This window comes from Citrobacter sp. Cpo148, assembly GCF_030332375.1.
In the GTDB taxonomy this organism is placed as follows: Bacteria; Pseudomonadota; Gammaproteobacteria; order Enterobacterales; family Enterobacteriaceae; genus Citrobacter; species Citrobacter portucalensis.
In genome coordinates, this window is the sequence record NZ_JAOWHY010000043.1 from 191,446 (window position 1) to 216,688 (window position 25,243).

24 protein-coding genes are annotated in these 25,243 nt (G+C 51.8%); 16 read left to right on the forward strand and 8 right to left on the reverse strand.

Annotated elements, in window-relative coordinates; translation table 11 throughout:
* Positions 1-91 precede the first annotated feature (91 nt).
* The 9 genes from ttrS to ydhT all read left to right on the forward strand — a co-directional run bounded on the left by ttrS (position 92) and on the right by ydhT (position 9,036).
* Complete coding sequence (gene ttrS, locus OGY10_RS10835) at positions 92-1,825, forward strand: tetrathionate respiration histidine kinase TtrS (RefSeq protein ID WP_080950116.1); 1,734 nt, start codon at positions 92-94, stop codon at positions 1,823-1,825.
* Positions 1,800-2,384, forward strand: coding sequence for a tetrathionate respiration response regulator TtrR (gene ttrR, locus OGY10_RS10840; protein ID WP_008784617.1), 585 nt, complete (start codon positions 1,800-1,802; stop codon positions 2,382-2,384). The genes ttrS and ttrR overlap by 26 nt, the downstream gene beginning before the upstream one ends.
* Before the next feature lie 92 nt (positions 2,385-2,476).
* A complete protein-coding gene (gene fumD / locus OGY10_RS10845) occupies positions 2,477-2,686 on the forward strand; it encodes a fumarate hydratase FumD (RefSeq protein ID WP_003029345.1) in 210 nt (69 codons plus the stop codon).
* A gap of 494 nt (positions 2,687-3,180) precedes the next feature.
* Positions 3,181-3,807, forward strand: coding sequence for a ferredoxin-like protein (locus OGY10_RS10850; RefSeq protein ID WP_003029338.1), 627 nt, complete (start codon positions 3,181-3,183; stop codon positions 3,805-3,807).
* 119 nt (positions 3,808-3,926) lie between these two features.
* Positions 3,927-6,029: an aldehyde ferredoxin oxidoreductase gene (locus OGY10_RS10855; protein WP_003832676.1), complete on the forward strand. Its 2,103-nt coding sequence runs from the start codon at positions 3,927-3,929 to the stop codon at positions 6,027-6,029.
* 10 nt (positions 6,030-6,039) lie between these two features.
* Positions 6,040-6,705 (forward strand): YdhW family putative oxidoreductase system protein, encoded by a 666-nt coding sequence (locus OGY10_RS10860; protein ID WP_286576744.1) that lies wholly within the window; start codon positions 6,040-6,042, stop codon positions 6,703-6,705.
* Between the two features lie 64 nt (positions 6,706-6,769).
* Positions 6,770-7,438, forward strand: a complete 669-nt coding sequence (locus OGY10_RS10865; RefSeq protein WP_020996435.1) for a 4Fe-4S dicluster domain-containing protein — start codon at positions 6,770-6,772, stop codon at positions 7,436-7,438.
* Positions 7,435-8,220, forward strand: coding sequence for a thiosulfate reductase cytochrome B subunit (gene phsC, locus OGY10_RS10870; RefSeq protein WP_048235471.1), 786 nt, complete (start codon positions 7,435-7,437; stop codon positions 8,218-8,220). The genes OGY10_RS10865 and phsC overlap by 4 nt, the downstream gene beginning before the upstream one ends.
* A 51-nt stretch (positions 8,221-8,271) precedes the next feature.
* A complete protein-coding gene (gene ydhT / locus OGY10_RS10875; protein WP_020996434.1) occupies positions 8,272-9,036 on the forward strand; it encodes a protein YdhT in 765 nt (254 codons plus the stop codon).
* Between the two features lie 9 nt (positions 9,037-9,045).
* Here ydhT and OGY10_RS10880 read toward each other — a convergent pair whose 3' ends face one another.
* From OGY10_RS10880 to OGY10_RS10895, 4 genes are read right to left on the reverse strand one after another with little or no spacing between them, the layout of a single operon-like run.
* A complete protein-coding gene (locus OGY10_RS10880; RefSeq protein ID WP_191226079.1) occupies positions 9,046-9,723 on the reverse strand; it encodes an amino acid ABC transporter permease in 678 nt (225 codons plus the stop codon).
* Positions 9,713-10,498 carry an amino acid ABC transporter permease gene (locus tag OGY10_RS10885; RefSeq protein WP_191226078.1) on the reverse strand — a complete coding sequence of 262 codons (786 nt, stop codon included), beginning with the start codon at positions 10,496-10,498 and terminating at the stop codon, positions 9,713-9,715. Before OGY10_RS10885 ends, OGY10_RS10880 begins: the two co-directional genes overlap by 11 nt.
* On the reverse strand, positions 10,498-11,316 hold the full coding sequence (locus OGY10_RS10890) for an amino acid ABC transporter ATP-binding protein (RefSeq protein WP_191226077.1): 819 nt from the start codon (positions 11,314-11,316) through the stop codon (positions 10,498-10,500). Before OGY10_RS10890 ends, OGY10_RS10885 begins: the two co-directional genes overlap by 1 nt.
* A gap of 1 nt (position 11,317) precedes the next feature.
* Complete coding sequence (locus tag OGY10_RS10895) at positions 11,318-12,151, reverse strand: ABC transporter substrate-binding protein (RefSeq protein ID WP_048235466.1); 834 nt, start codon at positions 12,149-12,151, stop codon at positions 11,318-11,320.
* Between the two features lie 306 nt (positions 12,152-12,457).
* Between OGY10_RS10895 and OGY10_RS10900 the strand changes: the two genes are divergently transcribed.
* On the forward strand, positions 12,458-13,351 hold the full coding sequence (locus OGY10_RS10900) for a LysR family transcriptional regulator (protein WP_032943239.1): 894 nt from the start codon (positions 12,458-12,460) through the stop codon (positions 13,349-13,351).
* A 52-nt stretch (positions 13,352-13,403) separates the two neighbouring features.
* Here the strand turns inward: OGY10_RS10900 and OGY10_RS10905 are convergent, their stop codons facing one another.
* The gene (locus tag OGY10_RS10905) at positions 13,404-13,544 is read right to left on the reverse strand and encodes a hypothetical protein (RefSeq protein ID WP_003832695.1); all 141 of its coding nucleotides are present in this window, start codon (positions 13,542-13,544) and stop codon (positions 13,404-13,406) included.
* A 332-nt stretch (positions 13,545-13,876) separates the two neighbouring features.
* On the opposite strand from OGY10_RS10905, the gene OGY10_RS10910 reads away from it, so the two are divergent.
* Complete coding sequence (locus tag OGY10_RS10910; RefSeq protein WP_003832697.1) at positions 13,877-15,358, forward strand: APC family permease; 1,482 nt, start codon at positions 13,877-13,879, stop codon at positions 15,356-15,358.
* A gap of 21 nt (positions 15,359-15,379) precedes the next feature.
* Here the strand turns inward: OGY10_RS10910 and OGY10_RS10915 are convergent, their stop codons facing one another.
* Both OGY10_RS10915 and OGY10_RS10920 read right to left on the reverse strand, forming a co-directional pair.
* Positions 15,380-16,078 (reverse strand): cache domain-containing protein, encoded by a 699-nt coding sequence (locus tag OGY10_RS10915; RefSeq protein ID WP_020996432.1) that lies wholly within the window; start codon positions 16,076-16,078, stop codon positions 15,380-15,382.
* Between the two features lie 24 nt (positions 16,079-16,102).
* On the reverse strand, positions 16,103-16,828 hold the full coding sequence (locus OGY10_RS10920) for a FadR/GntR family transcriptional regulator (protein ID WP_008784630.1): 726 nt from the start codon (positions 16,826-16,828) through the stop codon (positions 16,103-16,105).
* 315 nt (positions 16,829-17,143) lie between these two features.
* Between OGY10_RS10920 and OGY10_RS10925 the strand changes: the two genes are divergently transcribed.
* The 4 genes from OGY10_RS10925 to OGY10_RS10940 all read left to right on the forward strand — a co-directional run bounded on the left by OGY10_RS10925 (position 17,144) and on the right by OGY10_RS10940 (position 22,249).
* Positions 17,144-18,571: a gamma-aminobutyraldehyde dehydrogenase gene (locus OGY10_RS10925; protein WP_103014627.1), complete on the forward strand. Its 1,428-nt coding sequence runs from the start codon at positions 17,144-17,146 to the stop codon at positions 18,569-18,571.
* 11 nt (positions 18,572-18,582) lie between these two features.
* Positions 18,583-19,056, forward strand: coding sequence for an ester cyclase (locus OGY10_RS10930; RefSeq protein WP_032943249.1), 474 nt, complete (start codon positions 18,583-18,585; stop codon positions 19,054-19,056).
* 88 nt (positions 19,057-19,144) lie between these two features.
* A complete protein-coding gene (locus OGY10_RS10935; protein ID WP_008784633.1) occupies positions 19,145-21,037 on the forward strand; it encodes an NAD(P)-binding protein in 1,893 nt (630 codons plus the stop codon).
* Between the two features lie 3 nt (positions 21,038-21,040).
* A complete protein-coding gene (locus OGY10_RS10940; RefSeq protein WP_286576745.1) occupies positions 21,041-22,249 on the forward strand; it encodes a cytochrome c in 1,209 nt (402 codons plus the stop codon).
* Positions 22,250-22,292: 43 nt separating this feature from the next.
* On the opposite strand, the gene pdxR is transcribed toward OGY10_RS10940, so the two are convergent.
* Positions 22,293-23,768 carry a MocR-like pyridoxine biosynthesis transcription factor PdxR gene (pdxR, locus tag OGY10_RS10945; protein ID WP_191226075.1) on the reverse strand — a complete coding sequence of 492 codons (1,476 nt, stop codon included), beginning with the start codon at positions 23,766-23,768 and terminating at the stop codon, positions 22,293-22,295.
* A 106-nt stretch (positions 23,769-23,874) separates the two neighbouring features.
* On the opposite strand from pdxR, the gene puuE reads away from it, so the two are divergent.
* Positions 23,875-25,137 (forward strand): 4-aminobutyrate transaminase, encoded by a 1,263-nt coding sequence (gene puuE / locus OGY10_RS10950; RefSeq protein WP_191226074.1) that lies wholly within the window; start codon positions 23,875-23,877, stop codon positions 25,135-25,137.
* Positions 25,138-25,243 lie beyond the last annotated feature (106 nt).

Sequence of the window (25,243 nt, forward strand, 5' to 3'; positions counted from 1 at the left end):
CTTGTTGTTGATCTAAAACAACATAATTGACAGGGATAATTGAGTGGGACGCAACGTAGTAAGATGTCTGACGGTGCTGGCGTCGCTGTGGATGCTAAGCGGCGCGGTCAGGGCGCAGACATGGAACATTGGCGTTTTGGCGATGCGCGGGGAGGTTTCTACACGTAATCACTGGCAGCCGCTGGAAACCTTGTTGAATCAGCAAATCCCCGGTGAGCAGTTTCATATTCAACCGCTGGACCTGCGGCAGATGCAGGAGGCGGTGAATCGTGGAACGGTACACTTTGTGGTCACCAATCCGGCGCAGTTTGTACAGCTTAACAGCCGCTCAGCGCTACGCTGGCTGGCGTCGTTACGCTCCACCCGTGGTGGGAAAGCCACCAGTAACGTGATTGGCAGCGCCATTCTCGTCAGGCGCGACAGTGGGTTAACCTCCGCACACGATCTGATCGGCAAAACGGTTGGCGCCATTGATGCTCAGGCGTTTGGCGGCTATTTGCTGGGATATAAAGCGCTCAGTGATGCCGGTCTGCGCCCGGAGCGCGATTTGCGTCTGACGTTCACCGGATTTCCCGCCGATGCCTTACTCTATTTATTACGTGAAAAAGCCGTGCAGGCGGTGATCGTGCCGGTGTGCCTGCTGGAAAAAATGGATGAAGAAGGCCTCATCCGTAAAACCGATTTTATGACCGTGTTGAATCATCCGACTTCAATTCCCTGTTTAACCAGTACGCCGCTCTATCCGGACTGGTCATTTGCCGCACTACCTGCAGTGAGTGACGAGCTGGCCGATCGCGTCACGCGGGTACTGTTCAATGCACCGCAAAACGCGACGTTTCGCTGGGGTGCGCCCGCCTCGACCCGTGAAGTAGAAGCGTTGCTGCGCGACGTCCGACAGCATCCGCAGCAGCGTCAGCTGTGGCTGGATGTCAAAAGCTGGTTTATTCAACACCGACTGGCGATGGGGGGCGTGGTCATCGTATTGCTGTTGCTTACGCTCAATTACATCTGGGTGATGCTGTTGGTTCGCCGACGTGGCAGGCAGCTGGAGCGGAACAACGTGTTGTTGCACAAACAGGAACAGGCGCTGGAGACTGCCCGCCAAATGAGCGTGCTGGGGGAGATGACCTCCGGTTTTGCCCATGAACTCAATCAGCCGTTGTCTGCTATCCGTCATTATGCCCAAGGCTGTCTAATTCGCCTGCGTGGTCAGGATGAGCAGCATCCGTTGCTGCCCGCGCTTGAGCACATAGACGCCCAGGCACAACGAGGAGCCGATACGCTGCGCAATCTCCGGCAGTGGGTCAGCCAGGCACAGGGCAATCCGGTACTCACCGATGACTGGCAAGCCATCAACGTTCACGATGCTATCCATCACGTCTGGCAATTACTGCGTATGCCCCAGCAATTCCCGGCGATAACGCTGCACACGCAGGTTAGTAAGGCGTTAACGTTGATGCTGCCAAGCGTTCTTCTTGAGCAGGTGCTGGCTAATCTGGTACTCAATGCCGCCCAGGCAGGTGCTACGACGGTATGGTTTAGCGCCCTGCATAAGGATGGCGGCGTGCGTATTCAGGTGCAGGATAATGCCGGAGGTATTGACGAGGCTCAGTTGTATCAGGCGTTTCAGCCGTTTATGACCACCCGCAAAGAAGGTATGGGACTAGGACTGGCCATTTGTCAGCGACTGGTGCGCTACGCAAACGGAGATATTGAGATCAAAAATCAGCAGGCCCCGGACGGTAAAGCGGGGGCGAGAGTGACATTGTATTTTAAGCCAAATCAGGAAGGAGGCCGTAGTGGCGATAATTCATCTGCTGGATGACGACATTGCCGTTACCCAGGCCTGTGCGTTTTTATTGGAAAGTCTGGGATATGAAGTGTCTTGCTGGGAGCAAGGCGAGAAATTCCTCGCCGAGGCAAATTTGCACCAGGTGGGCGTACTACTGCTGGATATGCGTATGCCGGTACTGGATGGGCACGCTGTGCATGAAATCATGCGTCAGAAAGCAAGTACGCTGGCGGTGGTCTTTCTCACCGGGCACGGCGACGTGCCGATGGCGGTTGAGCAAATGAAACGTGGCGCGGTCGATTTTTTGCAAAAACCCGTGTCAGCCGTGCCGCTTCAGGCGGCATTAGAACATGCCTTGCAGGTCTCGGCAGCGGCGTTCTCGCGACAAGAGATCATCTCATGCTACCAACAACTTACGCCAAAAGAACGGGAACTGGCGCATCTGGTAGCAAAAGGGTTAATGAATCGGGAAATTGCTGATGCCATGAATATTGCCGTGCGTACGGTTGAAGTGCACCGGGCGCGGGTGATGGAAAAAATGCAGGCAGGAAGTCTTGCTGAGCTCGTTAATCGACTTCAGAGAGTTCAGTAGAATGATGACATTTATTTGATTTTCATTGAATTTTGTCTAAATCCTCAGAGTGATATATGCTGTTGGTTTGAGTTAATGACGAGCGGGCAAAAATGGGAAATCAGACGAAAGACGACGAGTTGTACCGTGAAATGTGCAGAGTAGTCGGTAAAGTAGTGCTGGAAATGCGCGATCTGGGACAAGAACCTAAGCATATCGTCATTGCGGGAGTACTGAGAACCACCCTTGCTAACCAGCGCGTGAAGCGCAGTGAGTTAGAAAAACAGGCTATTGAGACCGTAATTAAGGCATTGGCTGGTTAATTCATAAAAAGAGGACCGCAGAAATTTTTTGCCGTCCTCTTATTCTCGATACGTTAATCTATCAATCTATATAATTTATCTCCGTTAATAATTGGTTGTAGAGAACTATAAAGCGATATGTATTTATTTATATATCGGTAGCCGTGCAATATTATATTTGGGAGAGGGTTCACAAATATTTGTAATTTAAATGGGCTGCTATTTCACTCCATTTCTTAATGATAATAAATCTCACTCCGCATTAATTATATCCCTTCCGTTTTTTAATTGATGACGATCAAGACTATGTATGCTGAATAATCACATTATTTCTGCGCCTAACCCTAAAGGATTAGATTCATTCAGTTTAACCACCGTCATTTACGCGATCAGGTTAGGGCAAAAATTTACGTGTTGTTGGCAACATTAACCGCCCGATATGGCTTGAGCTGCGCTGGTTTAAATTAGCCTGGATGTGTTGCTACCACAGCATTTGCGAAGAGGATGCGAAATAAATGAACCAGGTTGATCGTCCATTTTTAGATTGTGGTTTAACGCGACTAGAATTCCTGCGGATATCAGGGAAAGGACTGGCGGGATTAACGATTGCCCCCGCGCTGTTATCCCTATTTGGTTGTAAGCAGGAAGATGTCGATAGTGGGACCGTGGGGCTTATCAATACGCCGAAAGGGGTTCTGGTGACCCAGCGAGCCCGCTGTACGGGCTGTCACCGCTGTGAAATTTCCTGTACCAATTATAACGATGGTGCCGTAGGGACCTTCTTTTCCCGGATAAAAATCCATCGCAATTTCTTCTTTGGCGATGATGGCGTCGGGTCCGGTGGCGGGCTGTACGGTGATTTAAACTATACCGCTGATACCTGCCGTCAATGCAAAGATCCGCAGTGCATGAAGGTCTGCCCAATTGGTGCAATTACCTGGAAACAGGAAGACGGTTGTATTGCGGTGGACCACAAACGCTGTATTGGCTGTAGCGCGTGTACCACAGCCTGCCCGTGGATGATGGCGACCGTAAATACCGAAACGAAAAAGTCCTCAAAATGTGTGTTATGCGGGGAATGCGCCAATGCTTGTCCGACTGGAGCATTAAAAATTATCGAGTGGAAAGATATTACTGTTTGATAGATAACAGGCATACCTGATTCGCGCCATTAATTGCCAAAAATACTGCAGTTTTGGATAAAAAACTGCCTGAAGAATGGCGGGTATATCTATTAAACCTTCTTGCAAAGGAAAACATGATGGCTAATGGTTGGACAGGTAATATTTTACGGGTCAATCTCACCACGGGTAATATCACCCTTGAAGATTCCAGTAAATTTAAAAAATTTGTCGGTGGGATGGGCTTTGGTTATAAAATTATGTACGACGAAGTCCCGCCAGGCACCATGCCTTTTGATGAAGGGAATAAACTGGTTTTTGCCACCGGACCATTGACGGGGTCTGGCGCTCCCTGTAGCTCCCGCGTCAATATCACCTCCTTATCGACGTTTACCAAAGGTAACTTAGTCGTAGATGCCCATATGGGCGGTTTCTTTGCTGCACAAATGAAATTCGCCGGTTACGACGCCATTATTATTGAAGGCAAGTCTGCATCACCGGTCTGGATCAACATCAAAGACGATAAAGTCAGCATCGAAAAAGCCGATTTCTTGTGGGGCAAGGGGACTCGCGCCACAACCGAAGAGATTTGTCGGATTACCAGCCCGGAAACCTGCGTTGCCGCTATTGGGCAGGCGGGTGAGAATCTGGTGCCACTGTCCTGCATGATCAACAGCCGCAACCACAGTGGCGGCGCCGGTACGGGTGCGGTGATGGGTTCGAAAAACCTGAAGGCCATTGCGGTAGAAGGGACTAAAGGCGTCAACATTGCCGATCGTAAAGAGATGAAGCGGCTCAATGACTACATGATGACCGAGCTTATCGGCGCCAACAACAACCACGTTGTGCCAAGCACCCCGCAGGCATGGGCAGAATACTCTTCGCCAAACTCGCGCTGGACAGCCCGTAAGGGACTTTTCTGGGGCGCGGCAGAAGGGGGGCCAATCGAAACCGGTGAAATCCCGCCGGGCAACCAAAATACAGTGGGTTTCCGTACCTATAAATCGGTGTTCGATCTGGGTCCAGCCGCAGAAAAATACACGGTCAAAATGAGCGGCTGCCATTCATGCCCTATTCGTTGTATGTCGCAGCTCAATGTCCCGCGGGTGAAGGATTTTGGCGTGCCGAGTACCGGCGGCAACACCTGCGTGGCGAACTTTGTTCACACCACCATTTTCCCCAATGGCCCGAAAGATTTTGACGATAAAGACGATGGGCGAGTCGTAGGGAACCTGATCGGACTGAACCTGTTTGACGATTACGGTATCTGGTGTAACTACGGCCAGCTGCACCGTGACTTTACCTACTGCTATTCGAAAGGCGTCTTTAAACGCGTGCTGCCAGCCGAAGAGTACGCGGAGATCCGTTGGGATCAACTGGAGGCGGGCGATCCTAACTTTATCAAAGATTTTTACTATCGACTGGCGCATCGCGTGGGGGAACTCAGTCATCTTGCGGACGGCTCGTATGCCATTGCTGAACGCTGGGATTTGGGCGAAGAGTACTGGGGTTATGCCAAAAATAAACTGTGGTCGCCGTTTGGTTTTCCGGTCCATCATGCAAACGAAGCCTCGGCGCAGGTGGGGGCGATCACCAACTGTATGTTTAACCGTGACTGTATGGCGCACACCCATATCAACTTCATCGGTTCCGGTTTGCCGCTGAAATTACAGCGCGAAGTGGCGGGAGAGTTATTTGGGTCGCAGGACGCCTACGACGAGACCAAGAATTACACCCCGATCAATGCCGCCAAGATCAAATATGCCAAGTGGACGCTGCTGAAAGTCTGCCTGCATAACGCGGTTACGCTGTGTAACTGGGTTTGGCCGATGACGGTATCACCACTTAAGAGCCGCAACTATCGCGGAGATTTGGATCTGGAAGCGAAATTCTTCCAGGCAGTCACCGGTGATGAAACCACGCAGGCGAGTCTGGACCTGGCCGCTGAACGCATCTTTACCCTGCATCGAGCCTATACGGTCAAACTGATGCAAACCAAAGATATGCGTAATGAACACGATCTCATCTGCTCCTGGGTGTTTGATAAAGACCCGAAAATTCCGGTCTTCACCGAAGGCACCGACAAGATGGACAGGGAGGATATGCGTCAGTCACTGACGATGTTCTACCAGGAAATGGGCTGGGATCCCGAGTTGGGTTGCCCAACGCGTGAAACCCTGAACCGACTCGGACTTGAAGACGTGGCGGCCGATTTGGCTGCGCAGGATCTGTTGCCAGCGTAAGGAACGCGAGATGACTAACGTGAGCAACGTTCAGGCACCCGTTGAGGCGCTTCCTGACGAGGTTGATAGCCAAAAGAGACACTGGCTACAGGCGTTTCACCCGCCGGTCGAGCGGGTGACTGCGTCGCAGGTTCAGGAAGCCGCCAGCCCGGAGTCGATTGTGGCAGATTTTATCCGCCAGCATTCGGCATCGGGGCACCTGGTGGCGCGCAGCGTATTTCTGCAGCCACCGTATTCGGTCCCTGAAGCCGATCTCTCCGCGCTGCTGGATACGCTATGTCAGGACGCAATTAACGCGGATATCACCCGTGTGCAGGGTGCGGAAGATGCCTATTTCTACTCAACGCAAACCATGACGGCAAACTACGCCAACATGTGCGTGCAGGTGGTTGAAAACGACATCTGCCGTGCGATTGCCGAGGCGGTACGCTTCGACGGTCGAACGTATCCTCGCCCCTATAAGGTCGCCATGTTGACGCAGCCGCCGTACAGCTTCGAGTCCCAACAAATTACAGCGGCGCTAACGGCCATGGAAACGCACCCTGATTACGCAGATATACGTACTGTGGAATCGTCAAATGCGGAGCCTTATTTGTTCAGCGAACGTTTTATGAGTTATGGCAAAGCGTACGGCCTGTGTGAATGGCTTGAGGTTGAGCAGTATCAGAACCCCTGAATTCTTCAGGTTGATGTCATGGAATGTGTGGACGACCACTGTCACAGCATTAGAGGATAACCCGATGTCCTTCACCCGACGAAAATTTGTCATTGGCATGGGGACGGTGATTTTTTTTACCGGCCCAGGTCAAAATCTGTTAGCGAGTACCAGGAGCCCTAAAGCCGTTCGTTACGTCATGATTCACGACGAATCACTGTGTAACGGATGCAATATTTGCGCTCGTGCATGCCGGAAAACCAACCATGTACCTGACCAGGGCAGCCGTTTGTCGATAGCGCATATTCCTGTAACCGATAACGACAACGAAACGCTGTATCACTACTTCCGTCAGTCCTGCCAGCATTGTGATGATGCACCTTGTATTGAGGTGTGTCCGACCGGTGCCTCCTGGCGAGATGAGAACGGTATTGTGCGAGTAGATACGTCTTGCTGTATTGGTTGCAGTTACTGTATTGGCGCGTGTCCTTATCAGGTGCGCTATCTCAACCCGCAAACCAAAGTGGCGGATAAATGCGACTTCTGCGCTGAATCTCGGCTGGCGAAAGGTTTCCCTCCGATCTGTGTTAACGCTTGCCCGGAACATGCGCTGATTTTCGGTCGTGAAGATAGCCCGGAAATTCAGACCTGGTTGCGAGAAAACAAGTATTACGAATATCAACTTGCAGGCGCCGGGAAACCCCATCTGTATCGTCGGTTCGGTCAACATTTGATTAAAAAGGAAAATGTATGAACGCGTCGCAGAATGCCGAACAGTTTCACGCCCAGCTTGCACAGTATGTTCCCCTGTTTTCACCGGACTACTGGCCTGTGTGGTTAGTCGTTGCCGGGTTAATGCTGGTGGGAATGTGGCTGGTGCTGGCGCTTCACGCCATGCTGCGCTTTCGGGCTGCGCATAAAGCGTCGGCAGGGCACGGTGAGAAGGTCTATTTATATTCGAAGGCTGTCCGCCTGTGGCACTGGTCGAATGCGCTGCTGTTTCTGTTACTTCTGGTCAGTGGCCTGGTCAATCACTTTTCTGCCGTCAGCGCGCCGGTAATGAAAAGCCTGCTTACCGTTCATGAGGTCTGCGGCTTTTTGCTACTTGCCTGCTGGATTGGTTTTGTGCTGATCAACCTGATTGGCGGCAACGGACATCACTATATTATTCAACGTCAGGGCTGGATCGCTCGTGCGCAAAGACAAACTCGTTTTTACCTGTTTGGCATTATGCAGGGCGAGTCACACCCATTTCCGGCCTCACCTCGCTCTAAATTTAATCCGTTACAGCAGGCGGCCTATGTTGGCGTGATGTATGGTTTGTTGCCACTGCTACTGATCACTGGATTGTTATCGCTTTACCCGGTAGCTGTCGGCGATCTGTTCCCCGGTGTACGTTACTGGCTGCTTCAGGCGCACTTTGCGCTGGCAATAGTCAGTCTGTTTTTCATTTTTGGGCATCTTTATCTCTGCACTACGGGTCGCACGCCGGGCGAAACCTTTAAGTGTATGGTGGATGGCTACCACCGGCATTAAGCGATGATGATTACGCGAAGTGACTTACGGGTCTGGCGTGTTGGGCCCGTCATGTATCGCTGGTTTCTACGCGCGTTTCCCGCAGGAGGAAGCTATGCCGATGTTCATCGCGCGCTCCAGCGGGAAGGGTATACCGATTGGGCAAATAGCCTGGTGGAATACGGCTGGTCAAAATGGCGGGAAGAGGCGAGTTTTGCTCAGCAGGATATTGACGCGATGGGGAATATTTCCCGTGAGCAAGCTGCGGGGGAAACCAGTCGTCCGTTGGCGAGTGCGGAAGATTATGCCCGATTTAGCAGTGCGGGTGATAACGTAAAAATTGCCAGCGCCGGGTATGCTGCGCAGATCGCCTGTGCCGGTTACAGCGCACGGATTGGCAGTGTAGGCTATAACACGCATATCGGCAGTTCAGGCGATCGCGGGCGAATAGCGATTGCGGGAAACTCGGCGCGTATCAGCAGTGTGGGCGACGGAACGCGTATCGCCAGTACCGGCATGCGCGTACGTATCAGTTCGCTCGGCGACCGAAATCGGATTGCCAGTAGCGGTGATTTAACCCAACTGGCCTGTTTTGGCGCAGAGGCGAAAATCGCTAACTGCGCGGACAATATCCACATTATTGCCAGCGGAGAGAACGCCGTTGTTGCCAGTACCGGTGCTGTCGACTCGATAATTCTTGGTCCCGGCGGATGTGCGGCGCTGGCTTATCACGATGGCGAAAGAATGCGTTTTGCGCTTGCCGTTGAAGGGGAAAATAACATTCGGGCGGGCGTGAAATATCGGCTCAACGAAGACCATCAGTTCGTGGAATGTTGAGCCGAGAGATCATTTTAGTGCGAATCGGCGCTGGGTGATTTTTTCAAGGCTAAAGCACAGCAGGTAATAAACCAGCCCGGTAAAGATAAAAATGGCTGCGGGGTAAATTTGCACCCGGCTGTTAACCTGACCGGCAACCGTCGTGAGTTCCGGCACGTTAACGATAAACGCCAGTGACGTGTCCTTCAGTAGCCCAATAAAAATCCCTGTCAGCGACGGCAGTACGTTACGCAGCACCTGCGGCAGCAAGATAAGCCACAGGGCCTGATCCGGGCGAAAACCCTGAACAACTGCCGCTTCATACTGCCCGCCAGGCAGTGCGCTAATTCCAGCATACACCGAGTGCATCACCGAGGCGGCGGTGAACCATGCCAGCGCCAGCGTCACGGTAACGGCACCGGGCAGATCGCTTCCGGTCAGCATGGGTAGCAAATACCACATCCAGAAAATCACAAAGATGAGCGGAATGCCGCGAATAAATTCCGCCCAGAAAAACAATCCGTTGCGAACCGCGCCCGGAAATCGCCAGGCGCAACAGGCAAGAACGATCCCGCCAGGCAGCGCCAGCAATGCCGCACCGATAGCCATCAGCAAAGTGAGCAGGACGCCACCGGGTTGCCCCTCAGCTACACGTCCCCACAGGAGATAGTCAAGATTGTCGGTAACGACCGAAACATTAGCGATCATGCAGTATGCTCCTGACGCTGAAGATGCGCATTCTTATCTTTGACGATTTACCCGACGCAGACTGCGGGCCAAGACGCGTAAGCAGCATACCCAGAACGATGCCGGTAAACAGATAGAGTGCGGTGCCAACGGCAAAGGCTTCCAGCGCGTGCGCGTTGTAGCTCTCAATTTGCCGTACCTGGTAGGTGAGCTCAGCAAATCCAATACCGCTGGCAAGCGAGGAAAGCTTCATCAGGTTGAGATATTGCCCAACAATCGGTTGCCAGGCGTTTGCCAGCCCCTGAGGCAGCAGAATGTAACGAAATATCGCCCAGGATGAAAACCCCTGCGCCACGGCAGCCTCGCGTTGTCCGGCAGAAACAGCCTGTAAACCCGAAGCGATCTCTTCAACCAAAAATGCCGAGGTAAATACCCCAAGCCCCCATGCTGAACAGATAAACTCCGGTGTTAACCACCAGACATCACCCGGCAAAATTGACCATGGATGATCGGCATTGATAAAGCTAATGACGTTACGGGGCAGCCAGTTCCAGGCGGCAAAATACCAGAACATCAGTTGCACCAGTAAAGGCGTGTTGCGAAACACCGAGACCCACACCCCGACCATCGCTTTAGCGAGACGATTGCCCGTCAGGCGCAGGCCGAGCAGTGAGATGGCAATGAGCGTGGCGAGCACGATACCTGCCAGCGTCACCCAGAGCGTGGTGAGAAAACCGGAAATTATCCATTGCATGGGTTGCCCGCTCAGCACCCCCTGCCAGTCCATTGCATGCATTATGACGATGACTCCTGGTGTAACGGGTCGAGCACTTTTTTCAGGAAACGCTGGGTTCTCGGGTGCTGTGGTCGGACGAAAAAATCCTCCGGCGCGGCCACTTCCAGAATATCGCCACCATCGATGAAAACCACCCGATCGGCAATCTCGCGGGCAAAATGCATTTCGTGGGTCACGACGATCATGGTGATACCGCTGTGGGCCAAATTTTTCATTACCTGTAATACCTCGCCGATCATTTCCGGATCCAGCGCGGAAGTGGGCTCATCAAACAGAATAATTTGTGGCGACGAGGCCAGTGCGCGGGCGATGGCCACGCGCTGCTGCTGCCCACCGGACAACTGCGCGGCATAGGCGTTGGCTTTTTCCGCCAGTCCCACTTTTTCCAGCAACTCAAGTGCCCGACGATCCGCTTCCGTCTTGTTCCAGCCGTGAACATATTCCAACGCCAGTGCGATGTTCTGCAGCGCAGTCAGGTGCGAATAGAGATTGAATTGCTGAAATACGAAACCGATACGGCTACGTAGCTGGCGTAACGCCGCCCCGCGCAACTGGCCAATCGGTTTACCATCAATGAAGATTTCGCCACCGCTGAGCGACTCAAGCTGGTTGATAAGACGAATAAGAGTGGACTTTCCTGAGCCGGAAGGCCCCAGAATAGTCACCACTTCACCGGGTTCAACCGCCAGGCTAACGCCGTTAAGGACGGTGTGAGCGTCATACTGTTTAATCACATTGCGTAGTTCGACGCTCGCCTGGCGCAAATGGGTAAAATCCGCAGCCGAAGCTGCGGATCGATGAAAAAGGGTTGAGAGCATATTACTTGGCTTCTATTTTAAAGGCGCGGGCTTGCGGATTTTTGGTTTCAGGACCAAACCAGACATCATAAATTTTGGCTGCCTGCCCGGTAGATTCCAGCTTCAAAAGTTCATCGTTGACGGCTTTCAACAACGCTGGCTCACCTTTTTTCACCCCCACGCCGATCTCTTCTTTGCTCAGCAGGTCCGGCAGAATTTTGAAATCAGCTTTATCCGGCGCAGCGCCTAATAACCCGGCCAGAATCGTACTGTCCTGGGTAATGGCCTGAACATTGCCGTTGCGTAGCGCGGTTAACGCCAGCGGGATATCGTCGTAGGCCAACACGCGCGACTGCGGGAAGCGCTGATGCAGTGCCTGTTCACCAGTAGTGCCTTTTACCGCGCCGATGCGTGCTTTGCTGTATTCATCGAGCTTATCCGGAGATTTTGCTGGCACAAGGAACTGCTGGCCGGTAACAAAATAAGGAACGGAGAAATCTATTACCTGCGCCCGTTCAGGTGTAATCGTGATATCTGCGACGATTAAATCAGCTTTACCGGATTGTAATAACGGAATGCGGTTTGCCGGATTGGTCGCTACAAGTTCCAGTTTTACACCCAGGGATTTGGCCAGCGCTTCGGCAAAATCAACGTCGTAGCCGACAATCTTATGGGTTTTGGCATCGACGGAGCCAAACGGAGGATTCGCGTCAAATGTCGCGACTTTTACGACGCCTGCGGCTTTGATATCGGCCAGTTGGTCAGCCTGAACCTGCGAGACGGTAAGTCCTGAGGCCAGCAGCACGCCCAATGCCAGCAGTGTTTTTTTAGCGCGGTAAGTTTTCGTTGCCATCATTGTATGAAATCCCTGTAGTTTTTTGGTTTGTGCTTTTTACGCTCCCATAACTTACGGTTGGGACAAAATAAGAAAAAATTCTTATCTATATACAAAATGTTATTAGTGAAGGATGTGTTAATAGCGGGTGAAAATAATGCAGGAGTGAAAGGTAAAATCGTGCATAAGCCTGGTAATAATTCGCATTTTGTTTTTGTGTGAGAGCACGCTTGAATAAGATTGAGCTGTGCTAATGTCCAGAAATGCTACTGGAATACCCTCCGGACCTGTACCATATATCACAACAGGTCTGGAGTGGGGATAAGCATGCTGCGTGATAATTTTAACGATCTCTATTATCTCATTATCGTTGCCCGCGAGCGTAGTTTTACCCGAGCAGCGGCAAAGCTCGGGGTCTCGCAGTCAGCGTTAAGCCATGCGATACGTGGACTCGAAGAGCGGCTGGATGTACGGCTTCTGACCCGCACCACGCGCAGCGTTGCGCCGACCGAAGCCGGAGAACGGCTTATCAACAGTATCAGCCCGCGTTTTGATGACATTGAAACAGAGCTGCTGGCATTAACCGATGTTCGTCAGCGCGTGGCCGGTAACATTCGCCTGACGCTGGGCGAACATGCATTGCAATCTACCGTCTGGCCCGCGCTGGAGCCGTTTTTGCAGGCTTACCCTGATGTTAATGTGGAAATGACCATCGACAATAGTCTGACGGATATTGTGACTGGCCGTTATGACGCGGGTATTCGGCTCGGTGAGCAGGTGGCAAAAGACATGGTAGCCGTCAGAATTGGCCCGGACTGGCGCATGGTAGTGGTGGGGTCACCGGCGTATTTTGCTCGTCATGGCAAACCGCAAACCCCTCACGACCTGCAAAATCACAGCTGTATTAACATGCGCATGCCGACGTTGGGCGGATTATACGCCTGGGAGTTTGCTAAAGACGGGCAAGATTTGCGCGTACGGGTGGAAGGGCAGCTTATTTTTAACAATCTACCCCCGCGAATTAGCGCAGCGATGGCGGGAATGGGGCTGGCTTTTGTGCCGGAAGACACCGTCGAGCAGGCTGTTGCAGAGGGGGCATTGGAAAAAGTGTTGGAGGACTGGTGCGAACCTTTTCCTGGCTATTATTTGTACTATCCCAGCCGAAAACAGCATACCGCCGCCTTTGCCCAACTGATTGAGGCCTTACGGTATACGGGCTGAAGTGGGTGGGGTTAACAGGCAACAAAAAACCGGCATTGCGCCGGTTTGGAAATCAGATTTTGCAGGCGTCGCCGCAGTCATTATCAGCAATAATTTCCTGCGCTTTCTTGTCTGCATCTTCCAGACGTTCAGCGTTACGCTCTTGCGCTTCTTCCAGTCCATCAAAGACCAGATTATCGAGATCAATTTCCATCATTCACCTGCTCAGGTTCAGCGTTTAACATCACGTTATTATATTGCAAAAATGTTGCTTAACAGCAGCGATTCTTGCTACTTAGCATCGAACGCAATCCGCTGTGCGTATTTATCCGCCAAAATAGCCTATGGTTCGCAATTGCTAAAGAATCGTTGGTTGTAAATACCGCAAAATCCTCGCTCTCTCTACCGTTTTATCTCCACTTTTTCATTAACGTGATGCGCGATCATTTTTAACAAATCTGCGACAAAATCACTATACATATAACTTAATATCTTTTATACATTAATTGTTCAACCCTGCGACTATTCCACAAAAGAGAAAGCAATATGGAACAGACACCTGATAAGAAAAATGATAATTTTCAAAAAGATGGCAAAGAACAGTTCAATCGCTCGATCGGTCTTATTTCAAACTTTGCGTTGGGTTTTACCTACCTGTCGCCGCTTACCGCCGTCTATTCGCTGTTTGCACTGGCCGTAACGCTGGCGGGGCCGCCCGCAGTATGGTGGATTTTAATCGTCGCATGTGGGCAACTTTTGGTGGCATTGGTGTTTGGTGAGGTCGCTTCCCAGTATCCGATAACCGGCGGGCTTTACCCCTGGGCCAGAAGGTTGTGGGGCAAGAAGTATGCGTGGATCGCCGCCTGGATCTACCTGTGGGCGCTGGTGGTCACCATTACGTCGATCGCGGAATATACATCAACGTTTGTTGAATCACTCTTCCACTATGGTCAGACGCCGGCCACGATGTTGGTGACTTCTGTTCTGCTGTTGCTGTTGATGATGGCCGTTAATATGTCCGGGACTAAAAATCTGGCCCGGGTGGCAAAAATTGGCTTCTGGTGTGAAATTGTCAGCGTGATCGCGCTGGGGATTTATCTGCTGATTTTCCACCGTTCACAGCCGTTCTCTGTGATTTTTGACTCGATGGGCGTGCTGGCTCATGACGGCAGCTACTCCACCGCATTTATGTCTGCTGCACTGATGGGGCTGTTTATGTTCTTTGGCTTTGAGGCCTGCGGTAACGTTGCGGAAGAGGTGCAGAATCCGAGTAAAAAGATCCCGGTGGCGATGATTTTAAGCATCGTATTCGGCGCGATTTCCGCCATTATTTCTGTTATGGGTTATTTGCTGGCTTCACCGAATCTGGTCAGTATCGTGAATGGCAAAACGTCCGATCCGATCCCGGCAATCCTTAATGAAGCTCTGGGCGAAACTGGCGCGACTGTCTTTATCGTGGTTGCAATTATCGCCATGTTGTCGTGCATTTTGTCTCTGCAGGCTGCGTTAAGCCGTCTTATCTTTTCTTTCTCCCGCGACAGAATGCTGCCTGGAAGTGAATGGATGGCCAAAATCTCTAAAAATGGTGTTCCGGATAATGCCATGGTCGTCAGTTGCCTGCTGCCAGTGATCATCTGCGTTTGGGTTTATTTCCAGCCAGATAACCTGTCGCGTATCACCGCGTTTGCTGTTATCGGGATTTATATCTCGTTCCAGATGGTTGTGCTGGCCGCGCTGCGTCAGCGTCTGAAAGGCTGGAAACCGGCGGGGGAGTGGACCATTGGCGGTTGGGGCGTAATCGTGAATGTGTTGGCGTTAGCTTACGGATTGTGCGGGATCTGGTTACTGGCGCAACCGGCAGACAGCAGCGACTTCATCGACCGTTGGACGGTCCTGTTCGGCCTGGCGATTGTTGTTGGCTCGGGGCTTATTTATATGTTCCTGACCCGTCCGTTTGGTCGTTCAGCGGCGCCGGAAAACGACGCCATTGCGTACGCCAATAAGCTCAATATGGGGCAGGATAACTAAAAACTAAGGGCCTTCGGGCCCTTAGTTTTGATAGTGATAAAGGATAAAGTAGTCGCTCTGATACACCACGGTACTGTTTGCAGGTGACAGCAATTCACCCACGCGAAAACGTGGCCAACTGGAGAAAATGATCCTGTTTTCCAGATTAGTCAGAATCACATAGTCAGGATGGGCACAGGAAAGCAGTTCGGCTTCTATCTGACTGACCAGCAGATCGACCGCGGCAACACCGAGAAACTGATCGTTGTAGTAGACCGGGACGGCTGACGTTAAGGTATAGGAGATATTGCAAATATAGTCGACGTAGGGACCGTGGATATAGGCTTTGCCTGCCGGAGGAGAATGCTTAAACCACTCAAAGGTTCTGAAATCCAGTCGTTGTTGAGTGGCCTGATCCAAATCCAGATGCGCCTGGCTTAAACCATTATCTTTCTTATACCACCACTCCAGCAACCAGTACTCTTTTGTGGTTGCGGTGCTCTCAATATGGCTGGCGAATCCCGCCCCTGAGCAGTAATGGTTGTTATTGAGCGTGCGCTTGATGTGCTGTTGAACGGTGGATCTGACTGAGGGGTCGAGAACGATCTCGGCTGAGGCCTTTTGTACCCCTGAAATCGCCTCATGGATGCTCCTCGCCAGCGCAACGGTAGAATCTACGGTAGAAACAGTAATATCATCAATTTTACGAATTAATGCGCTTAGGGATGTCGAAGAGCTCATTGTCTGTCCTGCCTTCACTGATTGTCAGTTCGAGTTATATTTCAGCTTTTTTTCAATAAGGTAGTAGGTAAACGTGTCGATGATCTGCGTGGCAAACTGTACTGACTCTGCCTCGTTGTGAGCAGCCAGCGCATCGGCCAGCGCCGAATAAAGCGCGATAATTTCTGCATGAATACTGTCTGTGCGATAAAGTATCGCCACCAGCGATGCCCATTCAGCCTGAACCTGCAGCTCCTGATTGGCCAGTCGCGCTGAATGCGAACTGGCGGCAATCGCCAGCAGACAACGCATATCGGCCTGAGTCATCAGCTCAGGTGAGTTTGCCTTTCTGAGCACCTCGACAAACTCGCGAAATTTGGCGATATCCGCACCGGTCATCCGTCGGGAAGCCAGCCGCGCGCTATGGCTAATAATGGCGCAATGCATTTCACCCAGATCAGACAGATAATCCGTACTGATCGCCTTGAACGGATGCAGGGCGCTATTTTTGCCATCAATATTTTCGCAAACGAAACTCCCACCATTACGACCACGAACCGTATGGATAAGATTATTAGCCCGAAGCGTGTTTAGCGCTTCTCTGATAGTGATATGTGAGACACCCATCATCTTTGCCAAATCAGTTTCGTTGGGGAGCTGTTCTTTTGGCTCCAGCAACCCCGTGATAATGGCATTTGAAAGGCGTTGGACTATCTGGTCTGAACGACTGACCTGCCCGATAGGCGCAAATATGACCGCGTGAGTAATCATAATCTTTTCTGTACTCAATTCCCTGAAACAACGACCATTTTTAACACATGCCCGTCGGGCAAGGAAGGTAAGAATGGCCGAGTTATTTTACATGCCTGGGCGCAACGTCACTGCACAAGCGGATGTGTGTCCCGATAACCTTATGATGAGCTGGGCGTAACGCGTCAGCTGGCAATAAAAAGCCTCATCCTGCAAATGTGAAAATTAAGTTAAAAATGCGAGGCTTATCATAGTGTCAATGTTGCGCATTTGAAAAAAATTTACAATATATATATTACATAAGATTCTTTATGTATTAATTGGCAGGAGACAAACATGAAAACCCTGAAGCATTTTATTAATGGGCACTATGTAGCAGGCAGTAGCGAAGATAGCTTCGAACTGGTGAGTCCGGTTGACGGTGAAACGTACGCAATATCTCCCAACGCTAACGAGGCGGAGGTAGAGCAGGCTTACTCAGCAGCGGAGGCGGCGTTTAGCATCTGGAGAAAATCGACGCCGGCACAGCGGCAAAAGGCGTTATTGCGGCTGGCCGATGAGATTGAACGCAACGTTGAGCGACTGGTAACCGCGCAGAGCCAGGAAACCGGTCAGCTTCGCCATTTTATTGAGAAAGAGGAGATCGCAGCATCTTGCGATGCCATCCGCTTTTTTGCCGGTGCGGCGCGCTGTCTTGAAGGAAAGGCGGCCGGAGAATATTCCGCAGGATTTACTTCAACCATTCGTCGTGAACCGCTGGGTATTGTTGGGCAAGTGACGCCGTGGAACTACCCGTTCATGATGGCGGTGTGGAAGATTGCACCAGCGCTGGCGGCAGGCAACACGGTGGTGCTAAAACCAAGCGACACCACGCCAGTTAGTACGTTGCTGTTGGCTGAACTGGCCGCACCGTTGTTCCCGAGAGGGGCGTTTAACGTTGTGTTGGGCAAAGCCAGCACTGGTTCGCTGGTGGTTTCAAACCCGAAAGCCTCACTGGTCTCGATTACCGGTTCGGTCCGTGCGGGTTTGCAGGTTGCGGCTTCGGCGGCGGCAAATCTGACCCGAGCACACCTGGAATTGGGCGGGAAAGCGCCCGCAATCGTGTTCGCCGATGCGGATATGGACAAGGCGATTGCGACGATTACCACAGCTGGCTTTTTCAATGCCGGGCAGGATTGCACAGCGGCAACGCGGATCCTGGTAGACCAATCTATCTACGCTGAGTTTCTGGAAAAACTGATCCAGAAAACAAAAAGTATCAAATATGGGCCGCCAGAAGATCAAAATGCACTGTACGGCGCATTGAATAGCCGGAATCAGCTGGAGCAGGTGAAAGGCTTTATTGAGCGTTTACCGGCACATGCAAAAATTGAAACCGGTGGGCGCGCAGGATCTGGTCCAGGCTTCTATTTTGAGCCGACGATCGTCTCCGGTTTGCATCAAAATGATGAAGCTATTCAGCATGAAGTATTTGGCCCGGTAATGACTATTCAGTCGTTTTCTACTGACGAAGAGGTACTACACAAAGCGAATGATGTGGAGTATGGTCTTGCCGCCAGCGTCTGGACCAGTAACCATGGTCGCGCCCAACGCTTCAGCATTGACCTCGATTTTGGCACGGTGTGGATTAACAATCACATTCCTCTGTGTGCCGAGATGCCGCACGGCGGGTTCAAAAAATCGGGGTACGGCAAAGATCTCTCATCTTATTCACTCGAGGAATACACTCGGGTGAAACATATCATGTGCGACATTTCTGAATAGAGAGGATTACGATGAAAACATTAAAAATCGCGGTGCTTTCATTAGTGATGTTCTCGGGCTATAGCCTGGCAGAAAGTACATCGCTGAATACCGTAAAAGAGTATATGGCGGCGTGGAATGCGCATGATGCTTCGCGAGCCGCTCAATTTCTTGCTGATGATGCGGTCTATTATGATGCCGCCGCAGGAGAACCGATAAACGGCAGGGAAAAAGCAGAAAAAGAGGTTATCGGCGCTTTTATTAAGGCGGTTCCAGATCTTAGCTGGAAAATGGTTGGAAAACCCGTCTACGACGAAGATACCGTGGCCTTTCGTTGGGAATTTTCAGGCAAAAATAGTGGTGAATGGGCAGGGAGTCCGCCGACAAATAATCCGATCAAATTTGAAGGCGTCAGCTATATTCATGTTAAAGCAGGAAAAATCACCTGGCAGGGTGATTATTATGATTCTAAAAAACTGGATGAAGAGTTAAAGCCAGTGAAGTAGTCGGTTGTACCCCTTTATAAATAAGAAGGGGTATCTCTCTTATTTGTGTCGTATTAAAGGCAGTGTGTAGCAATAAGGAAAAAAGTTAATGGCAATTACCAGACGTGATTTTCTCAACGGCGTCGCGGTGACTATTGCGGCGGGACTTACCCCGCTGGAGTGGGTCAGGGCGGCAGGAAAGGGAAACGCATTTATAGATGGAAATTATTATCCTCCTGCGCTGACGGGGCTGCGGGGTAATCATCCTGGATCGTTTGAAATGGCGCATGCGCTAGGTCGCGAGCATAAACATTTTGATTTAAACGCTCTGCCCGTTGAGGAAGAGTACGATCTGGTGATTGTGGGTGGCGGTATTAGCGGGTTAGCTGCCGGTTGTTTTTGGCGTCAAGTTGCCGGGCAAAATAGCCGGATCCTGATCCTCGATAACCATGACGACTTTGGTGGACACGCCAAACGTAATGAATTTACCAGCTCGGGTAAGAAATTACTCGGTTATGGTGGCAGCGAAGCATTCCAGTCACCTGCGCATAATTTCAGCCCTGAAGTACAAAAATTGATGGAAACCGTGGGCGTCAGCGTCACGCGGTTAAAAGAGAGTTTTGACGTAAACTTCTACCCCGACTGGCAGCTCAGTCGCGGCGTTTTCTTCGACAAGAAGAATTTTGGCGAAACAAAAATCGTCAGCGGCGATCCGGGCCGCGCGGTATCTGATGATATTCCGCCGGACAGGCTCAATGGGCGTAAAATTGAAGACTTTATCAATGATTTTCCGCTAAGTGAGAACGACAGAAAAGCGCTGATCGACCTGCACGTCCGGCCCGGTGATTACCTGCCGGGGATGACGGTCGATGAGAAAATGGAATGGCTGGATACCCACAGCTACAGTGAATTTTTGGCAACAAAAGTTGGTTTGAGCAAAATGGCGCTGCTCTATTTCCAGCAGCGTTCCAACGACTTCTTTGCTATTGGTATTGAAGGTATTTCCTGTAGCGATGCCCGTGCGTGCGCCTTACCCGGCATGGAAGGGATGGGGTTACCGCCGTTGGACGGAGAGTCGCTGGCCGACCTCGAAGAGCCGTATGTTTACCACTTCCCGGACGGTAACGCCGGGTTAGCCCGCCTGTTAGTCAGATATATGCTGCCGGATGCGCTACCGGGCAACACGATGGAAGACTCTGTCCTCGCCAGACTACATTACGAAAAGCTGGATCTGCCGGAAAACACCACGCGCCTTCGCCTGAACAGCACGGTGATTAATGCGGCCAACGTGCAGGATGGCGTGGCGGTGACCTATCTGCGTGACGGTAAAATGCACCGTGTGCGCGGTAAGAACACCATCATGGCAGGCTATAACATGATGATCCCGTATCTGGTGCCTGAGATGCCGGAACAGCAGCAGGCGGATCTTAAACTGAACGTGAAGGCACCGCTGGTGTACACCAACGTGGTGGTCAAAAACTGGCAGGCGTTCAAACAGCTTGGCGTACATGAGTTTTATTCTCCGGCGGCACCTTATAGCAGGGTCAAGCTCGACTACCCGGTCAGTATTGGTGGGTATCAACATCCGGCCTCCCCGGACGATCCGATGGTCATTCATATGGTCTATGTGCCGACCTATCCGGGCAGTAACTTGTCGGCCAGAGAACAGTTCCGTCTGGGACGAGCCTATTTGCTGGGGACCACTTTTGCCGCGCATGAGGAGATGATTCGCTCCCAGTTGCAGGAGATGTTTGGCTCAACTGGATTTGATAATCAACGCGATATTTCCGCCATTACGGTTAACCGCTGGGCGCATGGCTATGCGTACTACGCCAACTCGCTGTTCGATGATATGGATAAGATGCCAGAAATTATCGAACGGGCGCGTAAGCCAGTCGGTCGCATTGCCATCGCTAACTCCGATTCTGACTGGAGTGCTTATGCCCACACGGCAATCGATCAGGCATGGCGTGCGGTTAATGAACTCAAGGATATGGGGTGATCTATGCGTAATGTAACCATTCTCGCCGCCTGTTTATTTACTGCTTCGGTTTCCGCTGCTGAATCTAACGGTGAATACATCGCGCGAATTTCAGACTGCGTCGCCTGTCACACCGCTGAAGGTGGCGCGGCGATGGCGGGGGGCAAAAAGTTTCCTACTCCGGTGGGGGATATTTATTCGACCAACATTACCCCAGACAAAACGCAGGGTATTGGAAATTATTCTTACGAGGATTTTGAAAAAGCCGTACGGCAGGGGATTGCCAAAGATGGTCATCCGCTCTATCCGGCTATGTCTTATCCCTCGTATGCAAAACTTTCTGACGAGGATGTTAAGGCGCTGTATAGCTATTTTATGCATGACGTCACGCCGTCAGCACAGCCCAATAAAGAGAATGCTATTCCGTGGCTACTCTCCGCCCGCTGGCCGCTGCATATCTGGAACTGGCTGTTTACCGACGCGCCAGTGACGGCTGTAGAGGGCGCGAAAACGGATGATAATGCTGCCCTGGTAAAACGGGGTGCTTATCTGGTGGAAGGCCCCGGACACTGCGGTTCATGCCATACCCCGAGAGGCATGGCGATGAACGAAAAAGCGTATACTAATGCTGATGCCGAATACCTGAGCGGCGCGATGATTGACGGCTGGTATGCACCGTCGCTGCGCGGCACCGGTATGTCTGAGCAGGAGTTAAAATCGCTGTTGCTGACCGGTAAAAGCAAGCATGCCGCGGTTTCAGGTTCGATGGCTGAAGTCGTCACGCAGAGTACACAGTATCTGACCGACGAAGATGCCACGGCGATCGCCCAATATCTGTTGAGCCTGAAAAGTGCGAAGCCTGAAACGGTACGTGCTGCGGCGACTACAGCATCCTGGTCGAATTCACCTGAGGCGGGCAAAGTGACCTATAACCGCTACTGTTCAACTTGTCACGGTCTGGAAGGGAAAGGTACGGATGATAACGCGCCTTCTTTAGTTAACAATCCACTGGTGATGGTTGATGACCCGACACCGCTGTTCAGAGTGATTGCCCACGGCGCAGAAACACCGACAACGCGTGGCAGCGTCTCCTTTAAGATGCCTGCCTACGGTGGCTTGTTAAGCGACAACGAAATGCGCGACGTGATCAACTACGTGCGTAAAAGCTGGGGTGAAGGGAATGACGAAGTAAGCCAGGAAGACCTGGCTGGCGTTAAAAAAGCGTCACATTAAACAGTTTGCCGGAGAAGGTGCTTGCACCGTCATCCGGCAGTGCTTACACGGTGTTTACCCTGATAATATCCGCGAGTCGGGTAAACGCCGCCGTCATTTCATTTTCTTCGATACTGGCAAATCCCAGCAACAGGCCGCTGCGTTTCTCTTCATTCACGTAGTAGCGTGACAGCGGGCGCACCAACAACCCTTGCGCATTCGCCTGTTGGGCAATGGCCGTATCATCGCTCCCGTCGGGTAACTGTAAGATCATATGCAGCCCGGCGTTGCTGCTGAAAGAACCAAGAAAATGTTCACCAAGTTGGCGGCTGATAAGCTCTACCAGCATCTGGCGACGACGACTGTATAGCTGACGCATTTTCCGAATGTGTGCCGCGTAATAACCCTCGCGAATAAACTCCGCCAGTGCGGCCTGAATCAACAGATGCCCACCACGATAGAGGTCGTTATGAACCTTTTTCAGCGGAGCGGCTAACGATTTAGGTAGCACGACATACCCGAGTCGCAGTGCGGGATAGAGTGTCTTACTGAATGTCCCGATGTAAATGACCGGTGTCTCTTCTTCCAGCCCCTGCAAAGAGGGAATCGGCTGGCCGGAAAAGCGGAACTCACTGTCGTAATCATCTTCCACTATCCAACTTCGCGTTTCACGTGCGCGAAAGAGAAGTTGCCGGCGGCGGCTCAGACTCATTACCGAACCGAGCGGGTATTGATGTGACGGTGTCACAAAAATAAGTTTTGGCGGTGTTTCACCTGCATCCGGCGGGACCATGCCTTGTTCATCAACCGGGATAGCCGAAAAATTAACGGCATTGATGCGCAGAATATTTTTGATTCCCCAGTAGCCCGGTTCCTCAATCCAGGCGTGATCGCCGGGGTTGCATAAAGTCCGGGTCACCAGATCCAGGGCCTGGTGAATACCTTCAGTAATCAGAATTTGCTCCGGTGAGCACCGTACGCCGCGAGCGGTGCGCAGATAGTCTGCCAGTGCTTCTTTTAGCTCATTCACGCCGCCTGTGGCATCGTAAGTGAGATACTCCGGGCGCAGTCGTCTTGCCAGCCTGTCCTGAATTTTCTTGAGCACCCGGTGCGGGAAATGCTCTACATCAGGTACGCCTGGAATAAATGCCCCCCACTGACGGGGACTGGCGCTGGCATGACCCAGCAGCTCAAGGCAGCGGGCGGATAAGCGGGTGTGATCTTCCAGAGCGGCAGCAACAGGCTCTTTGTCAGGACGCAGGTCGAGATTGTCCAGCACGCTGTCGGTCACAAATGTGCCGCTGCTGGTGCGCGCGGAAATATACCCTTCAGCTTGCAACTGTTCGTACACCCGCAGGACGGTATTGCGCGATAGCGTCAGCTCTCCTGCCAGGTCACGCGACGGAGGCATTCGGGTAGCCGGTTTCAGGCTACCTTCGAGGATGCAACTACAAATGGCGGCATACAGACGGCGATGTAGTTTTTCGTCAGTCTGCTGATTAAATGCATGCTTGATCACATCTCCGGCAAGTGAACGCATTTGGATCCTTAAAATAAAACGATTTGGCTCTCGATTAAAGTACCAGACGGCGTCTAAATTTAAAGGGTAATTCAACCGAAATGTATTAATGGACAAGGTGTAGAGAATGAACAATAAAAACCTGCAACAACGTCGTCTGGATGCCACCCCGCGTGGAGTGGGTGTGATGTGTGATTTTTATGCCCAGTCGGCAGAAAACAGCACAATTACCGATATCGAAGGCAATCAGTACATCGATTTTGCCGCCGGGATTGCCGTGCTGAACACCGGACACCGCCATCCTCGCCTGGTGCAGGCAGTCGAAGCGCAACTTCAGGCTTTTACCCATACGGCTTTTCAGATTGTCCCGTACGAAAGCTATGTGTCTTTAGCTGAGAAAATCAACGCCGTTGCGCCAATCGACGGCAAGCGTAAAACCACATTCTTCACTACCGGGGCTGAAGCGGTAGAAAACGCGGTGAAAATTGCGCGCGCGCATACCGGCCGTCCTGGCGTTATCGCATTTGGCGGTGGTTTTCATGGGCGTACTTACATGACGATGGCGTTAACCGGCAAGGTGGCACCCTATAAAAAAGGTTTCGGTCCGTTCCCAGGCTCTGTTTACCATGCGCCATATCCTTCTGAATTGCAGGGCATTTCCACGGCGGATTCCCTAAAAGCGATTGAGCGTCTGTTTAAAGCCGATATCGATCCAACCCAGGTTGCGGCGATTATTTTCGAACCCGTCCAGGGCGAAGGGGGCTTCGTGGTGGCACCGCCAGAATTTGTGGCTGCCATCCGCCGTATTTGCGACGAGCATGGCATCGTGATGATCGCTGATGAAGTACAAAGCGGGTTTGCCCGTACGGGTCAGCTGTTTGCGATGGATCATTACGCCGATAAAGCGGACCTGATGACCATGGCGAAAAGCCTTGCGGGCGGCATGCCGTTGTCAGGAGTCGTGGGCAAAGCCGAAATTATGGACGCGCCTGCGCCGGGTGGTCTGGGGGGAACCTACGCCGGAAACCCGCTGTCGATTGCAGCGGCCCATGCGGTGCTGGATATCATTCGTGATGAGCAGCTATGCCAGCGTGCGGCGGCTCTCGGCGAACAGCTGCGCGCCGCTCTGACAGACGCGCAAGCAGGGTGTCCTGAACTGGCCGAAGTGCGAGGTTTAGGCTCTATGATTGCTGCTGAATTCTGTGATGCAGCGACAGGAGAACCCAACGCTGCCGCCGCACAACGCGTGCAGAAGAAAGCCCTTGAGCAAGGATTACTGCTGCTGACCTGCGGTCAGTATGGCAACGTTATTCGTTTCCTTTACCCGCTGACAATTCCGCAGGATCAGTTCGCCAAAGCGCTCGATATTATCAAAGCAGCAACCAAGTAATTCGTTAGTTGTCATTTACCCAAAGCCGACGGTCGTCATCACCGTCGGCTTTATTATTGTTGCATAAATTGATCTTCCTCGTGTGTAGCGCGGTATTTATCGCGAA

Excerpts from the sequence above, each read along its gene's own strand:
- ttrS (WP_080950116.1), top strand. The coding sequence starts at position 92 with ATGCTAAGCGGCGCGGTCAGGGCGCAGACATGGAACATTGGCGTTTTG.
- fumD (WP_003029345.1), top strand. The coding sequence starts at position 2,477 with ATGGGAAATCAGACGAAAGACGACGAGTTGTACCGTGAAATGTGCAGA.
- OGY10_RS10850 (WP_003029338.1), top strand. The coding sequence starts at position 3,181 with ATGAACCAGGTTGATCGTCCATTTTTAGATTGTGGTTTAACGCGACTA.
- OGY10_RS10855 (WP_003832676.1), top strand. The coding sequence starts at position 3,927 with ATGGCTAATGGTTGGACAGGTAATATTTTACGGGTCAATCTCACCACG.
- OGY10_RS10860 (WP_286576744.1), top strand. The coding sequence starts at position 6,040 with ATGACTAACGTGAGCAACGTTCAGGCACCCGTTGAGGCGCTTCCTGAC.
- OGY10_RS10865 (WP_020996435.1), top strand. The coding sequence starts at position 6,770 with ATGTCCTTCACCCGACGAAAATTTGTCATTGGCATGGGGACGGTGATT.
- phsC (WP_048235471.1), top strand. The coding sequence starts at position 7,435 with ATGAACGCGTCGCAGAATGCCGAACAGTTTCACGCCCAGCTTGCACAG.
- ydhT (WP_020996434.1), top strand. The coding sequence starts at position 8,272 with ATGTATCGCTGGTTTCTACGCGCGTTTCCCGCAGGAGGAAGCTATGCC.
- OGY10_RS10880 (WP_191226079.1), bottom strand. The coding sequence starts at position 9,723 with ATGATCGCTAATGTTTCGGTCGTTACCGACAATCTTGACTATCTCCTG.
- OGY10_RS10885 (WP_191226078.1), bottom strand. The coding sequence starts at position 10,498 with ATGCATGCAATGGACTGGCAGGGGGTGCTGAGCGGGCAACCCATGCAA.
- OGY10_RS10890 (WP_191226077.1), bottom strand. The coding sequence starts at position 11,316 with ATGCTCTCAACCCTTTTTCATCGATCCGCAGCTTCGGCTGCGGATTTT.
- OGY10_RS10895 (WP_048235466.1), bottom strand. The coding sequence starts at position 12,151 with ATGATGGCAACGAAAACTTACCGCGCTAAAAAAACACTGCTGGCATTG.
- OGY10_RS10900 (WP_032943239.1), top strand. The coding sequence starts at position 12,458 with ATGCTGCGTGATAATTTTAACGATCTCTATTATCTCATTATCGTTGCC.
- OGY10_RS10905 (WP_003832695.1), bottom strand. The coding sequence starts at position 13,544 with ATGGAAATTGATCTCGATAATCTGGTCTTTGATGGACTGGAAGAAGCG.
- OGY10_RS10910 (WP_003832697.1), top strand. The coding sequence starts at position 13,877 with ATGGAACAGACACCTGATAAGAAAAATGATAATTTTCAAAAAGATGGC.
- OGY10_RS10915 (WP_020996432.1), bottom strand. The coding sequence starts at position 16,078 with ATGAGCTCTTCGACATCCCTAAGCGCATTAATTCGTAAAATTGATGAT.
- OGY10_RS10920 (WP_008784630.1), bottom strand. The coding sequence starts at position 16,828 with ATGATTACTCACGCGGTCATATTTGCGCCTATCGGGCAGGTCAGTCGT.
- OGY10_RS10925 (WP_103014627.1), top strand. The coding sequence starts at position 17,144 with ATGAAAACCCTGAAGCATTTTATTAATGGGCACTATGTAGCAGGCAGT.
- OGY10_RS10930 (WP_032943249.1), top strand. The coding sequence starts at position 18,583 with ATGAAAACATTAAAAATCGCGGTGCTTTCATTAGTGATGTTCTCGGGC.
- OGY10_RS10935 (WP_008784633.1), top strand. The coding sequence starts at position 19,145 with ATGGCAATTACCAGACGTGATTTTCTCAACGGCGTCGCGGTGACTATT.
- OGY10_RS10940 (WP_286576745.1), top strand. The coding sequence starts at position 21,041 with ATGCGTAATGTAACCATTCTCGCCGCCTGTTTATTTACTGCTTCGGTT.
- pdxR (WP_191226075.1), bottom strand. The coding sequence starts at position 23,768 with ATGCGTTCACTTGCCGGAGATGTGATCAAGCATGCATTTAATCAGCAG.
- puuE (WP_191226074.1), top strand. The coding sequence starts at position 23,875 with ATGAACAATAAAAACCTGCAACAACGTCGTCTGGATGCCACCCCGCGT.